This is a genomic window from Actinomadura sp. J1-007 (assembly GCF_009793335.1).
Lineage (GTDB): Bacteria > Actinomycetota > Actinomycetes > Streptosporangiales > Streptosporangiaceae > Spirillospora > Spirillospora yumaensis.
Window position 1 is genome coordinate 3,127,497 of the sequence record NZ_WING01000001.1, and the last position, 11,252, is coordinate 3,138,748.

11 protein-coding genes are annotated in these 11,252 nt (G+C 74.7%); 3 read left to right on the forward strand and 8 right to left on the reverse strand.

The window, feature by feature from the left end:
• Positions 1-18 precede the first annotated feature (18 nt).
• The 6 genes from GEV43_RS14175 to GEV43_RS14200 are packed head-to-tail and all read right to left on the reverse strand — an operon-like array spanning position 19 to position 6,759.
• Entirely contained in the window at positions 19-669 is a 651-nt protein-coding gene (locus GEV43_RS14175) for a lipopolysaccharide biosynthesis protein (protein ID WP_160821099.1), read from the reverse strand.
• Entirely contained in the window at positions 629-1,798 is a 1,170-nt protein-coding gene (locus GEV43_RS14180) for a glycosyltransferase (RefSeq protein WP_160821100.1), read from the reverse strand. Before GEV43_RS14180 ends, GEV43_RS14175 begins: the two co-directional genes overlap by 41 nt.
• Positions 1,795-2,571, reverse strand: a complete 777-nt coding sequence (locus tag GEV43_RS14185; RefSeq protein WP_241682898.1) for a polysaccharide deacetylase family protein — start codon at positions 2,569-2,571, stop codon at positions 1,795-1,797. The genes GEV43_RS14180 and GEV43_RS14185 overlap by 4 nt, the downstream gene beginning before the upstream one ends.
• Positions 2,568-4,157: a lipid II flippase MurJ gene (locus GEV43_RS14190; protein WP_309239630.1), complete on the reverse strand. Its 1,590-nt coding sequence runs from the start codon at positions 4,155-4,157 to the stop codon at positions 2,568-2,570. The genes GEV43_RS14185 and GEV43_RS14190 overlap by 4 nt, the downstream gene beginning before the upstream one ends.
• The gene (locus GEV43_RS54845) at positions 4,154-5,578 is read right to left on the reverse strand and encodes an O-antigen ligase family protein (RefSeq protein ID WP_309239631.1); all 1,425 of its coding nucleotides are present in this window, start codon (positions 5,576-5,578) and stop codon (positions 4,154-4,156) included. Before GEV43_RS54845 ends, GEV43_RS14190 begins: the two co-directional genes overlap by 4 nt.
• Positions 5,575-6,759: an exopolysaccharide biosynthesis polyprenyl glycosylphosphotransferase gene (locus GEV43_RS14200; protein ID WP_206681169.1), complete on the reverse strand. Its 1,185-nt coding sequence runs from the start codon at positions 6,757-6,759 to the stop codon at positions 5,575-5,577. The genes GEV43_RS54845 and GEV43_RS14200 overlap by 4 nt, the downstream gene beginning before the upstream one ends.
• Positions 6,760-6,762: 3 nt before the next feature.
• On the opposite strand from GEV43_RS14200, the gene GEV43_RS48055 reads away from it, so the two are divergent.
• Together GEV43_RS48055 and GEV43_RS14210 are read left to right on the forward strand one after the other, a co-directional pair.
• Positions 6,763-6,987, forward strand: a complete 225-nt coding sequence (locus GEV43_RS48055) for a hypothetical protein (protein WP_160821101.1) — start codon at positions 6,763-6,765, stop codon at positions 6,985-6,987.
• Between the two features lie 532 nt (positions 6,988-7,519).
• Complete coding sequence (locus GEV43_RS14210; RefSeq protein WP_241682899.1) at positions 7,520-7,804, forward strand: hypothetical protein; 285 nt, start codon at positions 7,520-7,522, stop codon at positions 7,802-7,804.
• Between the two features lie 98 nt (positions 7,805-7,902).
• On the opposite strand, the gene GEV43_RS14215 is transcribed toward GEV43_RS14210, so the two are convergent.
• Positions 7,903-9,270 (reverse strand): glutamate decarboxylase, encoded by a 1,368-nt coding sequence (locus tag GEV43_RS14215; RefSeq protein WP_160821102.1) that lies wholly within the window; start codon positions 9,268-9,270, stop codon positions 7,903-7,905.
• Between the two features lie 54 nt (positions 9,271-9,324).
• Positions 9,325-10,710: an amino acid permease gene (locus tag GEV43_RS14220; protein ID WP_309239632.1), complete on the reverse strand. Its 1,386-nt coding sequence runs from the start codon at positions 10,708-10,710 to the stop codon at positions 9,325-9,327.
• 79 nt (positions 10,711-10,789) lie between these two features.
• Between GEV43_RS14220 and GEV43_RS14225 the strand changes: the two genes are divergently transcribed.
• Positions 10,790-11,239 (forward strand): MarR family winged helix-turn-helix transcriptional regulator, encoded by a 450-nt coding sequence (locus GEV43_RS14225; protein ID WP_160821104.1) that lies wholly within the window; start codon positions 10,790-10,792, stop codon positions 11,237-11,239.
• Positions 11,240-11,252: the final 13 nt, after the last annotated feature.

The window sequence follows — 11,252 nt, forward strand, 5'->3', positions numbered from 1 at the left end:
CCGTCGTGATCGGGAGAGTCAATTCCCCACCCCCGCGGGTTCCGCCTCGCGTCCGGCCGCCGCCCGCGCTCCGCAGTCAGGGCACGCGGGACGCCGGGCGTCGCGTCCCGTACGTGGCGTGCGCCCGGCCGCGGCATAGAGCAGCACCGCGAGGAGCAGCCCGGACGCCCCGCCCACCGCGATGGCGAGCGGAAGGTTGGGCGTGCTGGGCGAGAGGGGCCGGTCCGCCCAGCTCATCAGCGCGACGCGGACGCCGGTGTCGGCCGCGTGCACGGCGCCGTACCGGACGAGCGCGTCGGCGGCGGCGTCGGCGTACGCGGCGGCGCGCTCGGGCCTGCTCCCGGTCCCGGTGATGCGGATCAGCGGCGTGTCGGGCGAGGTGGAGACCTCCACGTGCCTGCGGGCCCGCGCGGCGGGGCGCGGCAGCGACGGCGACAGTTCGAGCGTCTCCGGGAGCGCGGCCAGCCTGCCGTACGCCTGCGCGAAGCTCTGCGCCGTCTGCGGGCCGTCGGGGCGCTGCGCGACCACGGCGACGTGCGCCACCGCCGCGTACCCGGGCGGCCTGAGCAGCCCGAAGCCGAGGCCCGCGAGGAGCCCCAGCAGGACGAGCAGCGCGGGCGGCCCGTACCTACGGGCGAGGTGCTTGCGTGACAGCCGTTCGTCGTTCATCCCTGTCCCTTTCGGTCGGCTCGGCGCCCGCGCCGTCCCCGTCCCGCGCCGTGTAGAGGTCGGCGAGGCGGGCGGCGTGGGCGGTGATCGCGTAGTGGGCCACGGCCGGGGGCGGTCCGGGGCGCGCGCCGGTGCGGGCGGCGCCGCGGCCGGCCCAGTGCCGGAGCGCGGTGATCCAGACGGGGAGGAGCGTCGGCAGGCGGTGCGCGGACGGGGCCAGGTCCGGCGGCAGGTCGTCGAGGGCGGGGCACGCGGTGTAGAGCGCGGGCAGGCCGGACGCGAGCGCCTCCAGCACGCTCAGCCCGAACGTCTCCTGGGTGGACGGCGCCGCGTACAGGTCCATGGCCGACAGCGCGCCCGCCACGTCGGCGGTCCCGCCGGTGAACGTGACGCGCGCGCCCCGCTCGCGGGCGAGGGCTTCGAGCGCGGTCCGCTCCGGGCCGTCGCCGACGAGGAGCAGGCGGCCGTCCGGGACCTCGGCGAACGCCTCGATCAGCAGGTCGAAGCGCTTGGTCGGGACGAGCCGCCCGACCGCGCCCGCCACGAACTCGCCGGGGCCGATGCCGTACCGCTCGCGCACCCGCTCGCGCGCGCCCGGGTCGTACGCGAACGCCGCCGCGTCGATGCCGTTCGGCACGACCACGACGCGGGACGCCGGGACGCCCCAGTCCCCCAGCCTGCGCGCGACCGTGGGCGACACCGCGACGGTGGCGGACCCGAGCCGTTCGGTCGCGCGGTACAGCAGCCGCACGCCGGCGGTCGTGCGGCGGCCCTCGATGTGGCCGTCCCCGAGCGAGTGCTCGGTCGCGATCACGCGCGGCACGCCCGCGAGCCTGGCCGCGATCCGCCCGTAGACGCACGAGCGGTACAGGTGGGTGTGGACGGCGTCGTACCGGCCCCGCCGCATCAGCCGGACGAGCCGCGGCAGCGCGCGCGGGTCGCGGTTGCCGCGCATCGCGATCTCGTGCAGCGGGACGCCCGCGGCGAGGACCGCGCCCGCGAGGGCGCCGCCGGACGTCAGCGTGGCGACCTCGCACCGCGCCGGCAGGTGCCGCAGCAGCAGCAGGAGCTGGCGTTCGGCGCCGCCGTGGTCGAGGCCCGTGATGACGTGCAGCACGCGCGCCGTCATACGCGGCTCCTCCAGCGCAGTTCGTGGCGGACGACCTTGGCGCGCAGCCGCAGCCGCCGGTCGCGCTCGCCGATGTAGGTGCGGGCGAGCGCGTGCCTGGACGGCTCGTACGGGTCGATCGCGCACGCGTAGTCGTAGCCCGCGGCCTCGGCGGCGGCGGCCTCGCGCGCGCCCGCGTGGCCGTACGGGTAGGCGAAGCCGGTGACGGGCTCCCCGACGATCCGTTCCAGCGCGGCGCGGCTGCCTGCCAGCTCGGCGGCCAGGGCGTCGTCCGACGCGGCCGGGAGGGGGACGTGCCGCAGGCCGTGCGAGGCGACCTCCATGCCCGAACGCGCGACGGACGCGATCTGCCCGACCGTCATCAGCGGCTTGCGCGGGCCGTCGTCCCAGGCGTTGTCCCCGCCGATCCGTTCGGTGACGACGAAGACGGTCGCGCTGAACCCGAACCGCAGCAGCGTCGGCGTGACCCGCGTCGCGAAGTCGGCGTAGCCGTCGTCGAACGTGAGGCCGACGAGGCCCCGGGCCCGGCCGTCGGCGTGCGCGTCCAGCAGCTCGCGCATCCCGACGCCGCGCAGCCCGGCCGACCGGAGCCACGCGAGCTGCCGGGCGAACCGGGCGGGCGTGACCGTGATCTGGTGCGGGTCCTCGTCGTACTCGTCCACCGAGTGGTACATCAGCACCAGCGGCATCGGCCGGATCGGGCCGCCGCCGCCCGGGGCCCGGTCGGGGCTGACGGGGCTGTCGGTCGGGGCGGGATGGGCGGGATGGGTCATGAACGGTGCTCCCCGGGCTGGTGGTGGGCGAACGTGCGGGCGAACGCGAGGGCGACCGCGGCGAACACGGCCGCGACGACGGCGCCGCCGGCGGCGAGGACGGCGACCGGCGGGACGAGGCCGTCCAGCCGATCGGCGAGCAGGAGGCCGGCGGCGCAGGCGGCCAGCGCGGCGAGCAGGAGCCTGCCCGCGCCGGCGCCGACCGTGCGGAACGAGATCGGCGCGACGCGGGCCCGCACGGCGCGGAGCAGGAGCAGCGCGGCGACGGTGATGCCGGTCGCGTTGGCCGCCGCGAGCGCGGTCGTCCCGGCGAGGCCGACCCCGCCCGCGCCGACCGCGACGGTGACCGCGAGCCCGGTGACGAGCGCCCGCGCGGGCCGCCACGTCGGCCGGTCGCCCGCGAAGAACGCGCGGACCGAGACGCCGATCACCGACTGCCCCCACAGTCCGAGCGTGTAGACGCGCAGGATCAGCGCGGTCCGTTCGGTGTCGGCGGGCGTGAACCGCCCGTGCTCGAACAGCACGGCCACGATCTGCGGCGCGAACGCCACCAGGAACGCGGTCGCGGCCAGCACCACGCCGCTGACCACGACGAGGTCGGCCTCCACCCGCCGCCGGACCAGGCCGGTGTCGCCGCTCGCCGAGCTGCGCACCAGCCGGGGGAACGTCACCGTCACGACCAGCAGCGACAGCACCATCGGGACCTGCGCGACCTTCTGCGCGTAGTTGAGGTGGGAGATCGACCCGGACGCGAGGCCCGACCCGAGGAACCGCTCGGCGAACACCTGCGCCTGGCGCAGCAGCGTGCAGGCGGCGATCGGCGCGATCAGGGCGAGCTCGACGGCGGGCCTCCCCGCCCGGGGCGTCCGGGGGCTTCGGAGCGTCCGGGGCGCGGAGCGGACGCAGGACGCGAACGCCGGGGCCTGCACGGCGATCATGCAGGCGCCGCCGATCGCGACGCCGAGCGCCGCCGCCGTGACGTGCAGCGTCCCGGCGAACAGCGCGAGCGAGGCCAGGATCCCGGCGTTGTACGCCAGGTAGATCGCGGCCGGGGGCCCGAACCGGTGGTGGGCGCGCAGCGTCGCGCACATGAAGCCCGCGATGCCGAACGTCAGGACGGTCAGCGCCGTCAGCCGTACGCAGCGGGTCGCGGCGGCCGCGTCGGGCAGACCGGGCGCGAGCAGCCCGACCAGCCACGGCGCGGTGGCCATGATGACCGCGACGGCGCACGCCAGGCCCGCCGCGAGCCGGGGCAGGACCCGCGCCAGCAGCGGCCGGACCCCGTCCCGGCCGGCCAGCGTGCGGGTGATCAGCGGCACCATCACCAGCGCCATCGCGTCCTCGATGAGCAGCGGCGACACCGTCTCGGGGATCGTCCAGCCCACCAGGAACGCGTCGGTCTCGCGGCCCGCGCCGAACAGGTGCGCCATCGTCAGGTCCCGCAGGAACCCGAGGCCCGTGCCGCCCGCGACGAGCACGCCCGACAGCAGCGCGGCCCGCCGGACCGACCCGCCGCCGGTCCCGGTGGGCGCGCCCCCGTCCGGCGGCCGTTCCGCGACGGCGGTACGGCCCGCGACCTCCGTCACCGCGCCTCCCGTTCCCCGCCGCCGTCCGGGTAGGCGCGGGAGAGGGCGAGGCCGAGCAGGACGGCGACCAGCACGCAGGTCGCGCCGCCCATGTCGGCGTACAGGAAGTCCGCGGCGAGCCAGGTCAGGAACCCGGCGCAGACGAGCCAGAGGGGGTCGCGGAACGCGCGCCGCCGCCACAGCCCGGCGGCGAGCGCGGCGAGCATCGCGCCGAACGCGGCGAGCCCGGCGACGCCCTGCTCGGACAGGACCAGCAGGTACTGGTTGTGCGGCGACAGCAGCGGCTGGCGGACGTACCCGTTGACGCCGTCGTCGGTCTCGCTGCCGGACGAGAGCGCGAGCGGCGCGCGCGCGTCGCGGAACGCGGCGAAGTTCTTCACGCCGACGCCGGTCAGCGGATGGTCGGTCCAGATCGCGGCGGCGGTCCGCCACAGGTCGTAGCGGTCGCCGACGGAGCGGTCGGGGGAGCTGGCCGACTGCGCGATCGAACGGGTCCGTTCCGCCAGGGTCGCCGAGCCGACGCCGAGCCCGCCGACGAGGACGACGGCCGCCGCGGCGGCGCACACCGCGACGCGCGCGGTGAGGAGCCGGTCGTACAGCAGCAGCATGAGCAGCACGGCGGCGCCGACCGCGAGCCAGCTCCCCCGGCTCAGCGCCGCCGTGAGCGCCGCCGCCTGCACGGCGAACGCCGCGAGCGCGGCCGCACGGGTGCGGCGGCGGGCGGCGGCGAGGGCGAACGCCACCGCGACGATCGCGCCGTACCCGACGACGGTGGACAGCGCCATCACGTCCACGGCACCGAACGTGCCGACCGCGCGCACGCTCTGCCCGGCGTACGACGCGCCGGTGCGGGTCGCGGTCTGCCACAGCCCGTACCCGCCCTCGAACAGCCCGGCCGCGAGGACGGCCCCGCAGACGAGGTACGCGTCGCGCCGTTCCCGGACGCAGGCCGCGACCGCCACCGGAACGAGCACGAAGAGCTGGACGAACCGGACGTACCCCGGGAGGCTGGCGGCGACGTCCTGCGAGCACACCGTCGCCGCCCCGGCCGCGACCAGCACGGGCCCGAACACCGCCGCGCCCGCGCGCGGGAGCCCCATCGCCCGCACGCCCGTGGGCAGCGCGCGGACGCGGGCGTGCGGAGACAGGGCGCGGGCGGCGAGGGCCAGCGCGGTGACGAACACGAGCGCGGCGCTGACGACGTCGCCCGCCGTGACGTTGACGCCGCCGTCGAGGTCGGCCCTGCCGGGCGGAACGCACACCGACAGGGCGGTGGCGGCGGCGAGCCAGCTCGGCCGCGGCCGGTACCGGTCGCGGCGCGCGGCGGGCGCCGTTCCGGCGGGCCGGGGCGCGGGGACGCGCGGGGGCGGCACGCCGTGGTCGGGCACGGCGGGCGGGGAGGACGGGGGCCGCACCGTCACCGGCGGTTCCCCAGCAGCACGACCCGGACCGTCTTGAGCAGGATCTTGAGGTCGCTCCCGAGCGACCAGCCGTCGATGTAGTGGTTGTCGTAGCGGGCCCGCAGGTCGATCGAGGTGTCGCCGCGCAGGCCGTGCACCTGGGACCAGCCGGTCATGCCGCCGCGCATCCGGTGCCGGAGCGTGTAGCCGGGGCAGCGTCCCGCGAAGTGCCGGACGAAGTGGGGGCGCTCGGGCCGCGGGCCGACGAGGCTCATGTCGCCGCGGACGACGTTCCAGAGCTGCGGCAGCTCGTCCAGGCACGTGTCGCGCAGGAACCGGCCGACCGGCTTCAGCCGCTCGTCGCCGTCCACCGACCAGCGCGTGTCGGCCTCGTGGTCGTCGGCGGGCAGCAGGGTCCGGAACTTCAGCAGGACGAACTCGCGGCCGTCCAGCCCCACCCGCCGCTGCCGGAAGATCACGCCGGGCCCGGTGTCGAGCCGTACGGCGAGGGCGCACGCGGCGAGCACGGGCAGCAGCAGGAGCAGGGCGGCCAGGGCCGCGGCGGCGTCGAACGCCCGCTTGACGTGCCGCGCGAGGCCCTCGTGCCGGGGCCGCGGGAGCCGTACGCACGGCATTCCGGCGAGATGCTCGACGCGCGCGCCGTCAACGGAAAGGGCGTCGATGGGGGAGAGCATGAGAAGCGTTTCGCAGCGCAGCGCGAAACAGATCCGCACGATCACGTCGAGCCATGCCCGTTCGACCTCCTCCGCATTGACGACGACCGTGCCGATTCCGTGGTCCCACAGGATGCGGGAGAGGTCCTCGCAATCCCCGAGAACCGGGAGTTCCGCCGGGAGTTCCCCGGACGTTCGGCAGTGGAAATGCCGGTATCGACGCGGCCAATGGGAATAAGTCCGAATTCGCCGTGCCGTTGGAGAATGCCGGCGATCTGGAGCGAGAGCGGCCCGCCGCCGACGATGAGCGCCGGGCGCGCCGCCGTACGCCTCGTCCGGAACGACCGGACGGCCGCGTGGGCGAGGGCCCGTCCCGCCAGGGCGACGGCGGTCCCCGCGATCGCCGCGGCGGCCCAGCCCATGACGGTCCCCGCGACGGCCTCGCCGCCGGGCACGCCGGGCGGCACGGCCGGGAACCGCGGGCCGGACGCGGTGGACAGCGCGGACGGCGCGGACGGCGCGGCGCACAGCGTGCCCGCGACCACCGCGAGCAGCGCCGTCCGCCCGGCCAGCGGCCGCGCGTCGCGGAGCAGCGAGAGCTCGCGGGGCGCCCGGAGCAGCCCGCCCTGCGCGTTGACGCAGACCAGCGCGACGGCGGCGGTGACGGCGGCGGCGGGCCCCGGCTCGCCCGGCGCGGCGACGAGCACCACCACCACGGCGGCGACGGCGTCGATCCCGGCCAGCCCGGCGGGGTAGGCGGCGGCGAGCAGGCGGGCGAGCGGCGTGCGGCGGAACGGCCCGCCGCGGCGGCCGGCCCCGCCGTGCGCTCCCGCGGGTTCGGAGCCGGCCAGGGCCGGTTCGGACGCCGCCTGCGCGGGCACCTTCGCGCCGGCCCCCGAAGCGGAGTCCGCTGAGCCGGCCGGCTCACTCAGCCTCTGGGCTCCCATCGCTCGGATCCTTTCAGGGATGCGCACACCGGCCCGGCGAATATTTCGCGTCGCGCCCAGCATGGCAGAACACACAGAACGGCTCTGCGCCCTTTAACGAACACCGTGCGAAACTTGAACGTGATCATCCGGGCGACAGAAAAGATTGCAGCGGCAAGCATTGGGGAATTGATTTCTTGAGCCGAGTAATCCGGCTGCAATAAGACGGCAAATTAAGCCGACTTCGGCCCGCCGGGCCATGCGCGCGCCGTCGGCGCAGTGTTACCTGGGCTGAAGATCTCGCGGGCATCGTCCGCGCATGGGATCACAGCACTGTCTGTAGCACAGGAACCAGGAGGGGCATGATGATGAAGCGACTGGCGGCAGCCGGCTTCCTGAGCCTGACCGTCGGCGGTGTGATGCTGAGCGCATCCCCGGCGATGGCCAACGACCGTCACGAGGACCCGAAGAGCAGCAACACCCAGGTGCTGGGCGTTCAGACCTGCCGCTCGGTCGAGGTGGGTGTCATCGCCGTGGTGGTGCACAACATCCTCGGCACCGAGAAGGAGCAGGGCAAGTGCGCCAACGGGTCTTCGGACAAGACCACTGCCGTCAACGGCTCGCACGCCAGCGGTAACGACGACTGACACAGTCGCCGAACGGGGGAGGGGGCCTTCTAGGGGCCCCCTCCCCTCTCGCGTGCCCCGCCCCCGCCTCCGCTGGAAGAGGCGGGGGCGGGCGCGTGTCAGTGGTGGAACGCCTGGCGTTCGGAGTCCGGCGGGGCGCCCTTCGACAGGCGCTCCACCGACGCGCGGATGTCGTCCGCGAGCAGCGCCGTCTCGTCCGCCGAGACGCCGTGCCGGACGAGCACCCGCATGATGACCGTGTCCTCGCGGCCGGGCGGCAGCGGGTAGGCGGGCACCTGCCAGCCTCGCATCCTGAGCTGGTCGGACAGGTCGTACAGGCTGAACGGCGACGAGGCGTCCCGCAGCGTGAACGACACGGCGGGCAGCGCGCCCCGCCCGTCGTACAGCAGCTCGAACGGCCCCATCCGCGCCACCCGCTCGGCGAGCCCGGCCGCCGCGTCCAGGCACGCCTGCTGGATCCTCCGGTACCCCTCGCGGCCGAGCCGGACGAACGCGTAGTACTGCGCGATGACCTCGCCGCCCGGCCGGGAGAAGTTCAGCGCGAACGTCGGCATCTCGCCGCCGAGGTAGCTGACGCGGAACACCAGGTCGTCCGGCAGTAGGTCCGCCTGCCGCCACACCGCCCAGCCGACGCCGAGCGGCGCCAGCCCGTACTTGTGGCCGGAGGCGTTGATCGAGGCGACCCGTTCCAGCCGGAAGTCCCAGACCAGGTCGGGCTGGACGAACGGCGCGACGAAGCCGCCGCTCGCCGCGTCCACGTGGATCGGGACGTCGAGCCCGGTGTTGGCCTGGATCGCGTCCAGCGCCTTGGCGATCTTCTCGACCGGCTCGTAGTCGCAGGTGAACGTGACGCCGAGGATCGCGACGACGCCGATCGTGTTCTCGTCCACGTAGTGGCTGAGCTGGTGCGGGCGCAGCCCCGTCGCGCCGGGCTCCAGCGGCACCTGCCGCAGCTCCACGTCGAAGTAGCGCGCGAACTTCTCCCAGCAGACCTGCACCGGCCCGCACACCAGGTTGGGCCGGTCGGCGGGCTTGCCCTCCCGCTCGCGGCGCTGCCGCCACCGCCACTTGAGCGCGAGCCCGCCGAGCATCGCCGCCTCGCTCGACCCGGTGGTCGAGCAGCCCATCGCGCCGCGGTGGTCCGGCGCGTTCCACAGGTCGGCGAGGATGTGCACGCAGCGGTTCTCGATCTCGGCCGTCTGCGGGTACTCGTCCTTGTCGACCAGGTTCTTGTCGAGGCTGTCGGCCATCAGCCTGCGCGTCTCGTCCCCCGACCAGGTCGTGGTGAACGTCGCGAGGTTCTGCGCCGAGTTCCCGTCGAGCAGCAGCTCGGCGCGGACGAGCTCGTAGGCGGACTCGGGCCGCGACTCCCCGTCCGGCATCCTGTACTTCGGCAGCGGTTTCTCGCTGAGCGGCGTCGCGAACACGTCGTCCAGCCCCGAGTCCCTTTTCCTGTGCAGCGCCATGACGCCCCCCTCACGCGGCGCCGCGCACGACGCACGGAGCCGCGAACGATTCCTTCACCGCGTTCCGCGGGATCTGACGAGCCTCCAGCCGACGGCCAGCGCCACCACGAGGAACGGGATCGACCAGAACGCCACGCGCTGCTCCAGGTCGGCGAACGCCATGAGGACGACGCACAGCAGCAGGAACGCGATCGTGGCGTACCCGCTGTACGGCGACCCGGGCATCCGGAACGAGGACCGCGGCAGCTCGCCCCGTTCGGTCCGCCGGTGGTAGACGATCTGGCACGCCAGGATGGTGATCCAGGTGGTGATGACGCCCAGCGACGCCACGGACGTCGCGATGTCGAACGCCCGCGTCGGCACGTAGTAGTACAGGACGACGCCGAACAGGTAGACCGCCGCCGTCATCAGGACCGCCCGGTACGGCACGCCGTTGGCCGTCATCCGCGCGATCCCCTTCGGCGCCTCCCCGGCGTCGGCCATCTGCCGCAGGATCCGCCCCGTCGAGTACAGGCCCGAGTTGGACGACGACAGCGCCGCGGTGATCACCACGAAGTTCATGACGTCGGCCGCGCCCGGGATCCCGAGCCGCCCGAACACCGTCACGAACGGCGACTCCTGCCCGCTGTAGGCCGTCCACGGCAGGCACAGCGCGAGCAGCAGCACCGACCCCACGTAGAAGACCGCGATGCGGACGATCACGCTGTTGATCGCCTTCGGCACGACCCGGTCGGCGTCCCTGGTCTCCCCGGCCGCGATCCCGACCATCTCGATCGCCGCGTACGCGAAGATCACCGACTGGAGGCCGAGCAGCGCCGCCCCGAACCCCTTCGGGAAGAACCCGCCCGTCCCGTCCAGGTTCCCGAGGCCCGCGCTCGCCCCGTGCCCCATGTCGGCGGCCGTCAGCACCGCGTACAGCCCGACGCACAGGAACCCGACGATGGCCAGCACCTTCAGCATCGAGAACCACGACTCGAAGTCGCCGAACAGGTTCACCGACACCAGGTTGATCGTCAGCACGAACGCCAGGGCGATCAGCGCGGTCAGCCACCGCGGCCAGCCCGGCGCCCACAGGCTCACGTAGGTGCCCGTCGCGGTCAGCTCGGCGATCCCGGTGAACGCCCAGTTCAGCCAGAACATCCAGCCGCTGGCGAAGCGCGCCCAGCGGCCGATGAACAGCCCGGCGTACTCCACGAACGAGCCCGACGACGGCCGGTACAGCACCAGCTCCCCGAGCGCCCGCATCACGAAGAACGCCGCCGTGCCGCACAGCGCGTACGCGAGCCACAGCGACGGGCCGACCCGGTGCAGGTTGCCGCCCGTCCCGAGGAACAGCCCGACCCCGATGGCCCCGCCGATCGCGATCATCCCGAGCTGGAAGTGGCCGAGACCGTAGCTGTAACCCTCAGGCGACTTCTCCGGCCGCCGACGATCACTCACAGTCACCCATAATGACGCACGGTCGCGCCCGTCCCGTCGGCGGGGCACGCCGCGCACCGCCCGAACGTACGATGAGGCCATGCCCGAGGACCCCTCCCCCAGCGAGCTGATGAGGCTCGACGCGCAGGTGTGCTTCGCCCTGCACGCCACCTCGCGCGCGTTCGACGCGGTCTACCGCGCCGAGCTCCGGGACCTCGGCCTCACCTACCCGCAGTACCTCGCGATGCTCGCCCTGTGGGAGACCGACGGCCCCACCGTCAAACGCCTCGGCGAACGCCTGCGCCTCGACTCGGGCACCCTGTCACCGCTGCTCAAGCGGCTGGAGGCGGCCGGTCTGGTGGAGCGGCGCCGCGGCCGGCGCGACGAGCGCTCCGTCACCGTCCACCTCACCGAGGCCGGCTCCGCGCTCCGCGACCGCGCCGCCGAGGTGCCCCGCCGCATCGGCGCCATCACCGGCCTGGACGTCGAGGACCTGCACGCCCTCCGCGCCATCCTCCGCCGCATCACCGACCGCCTGGACGCGTATTGAATGAAGGCTCGGC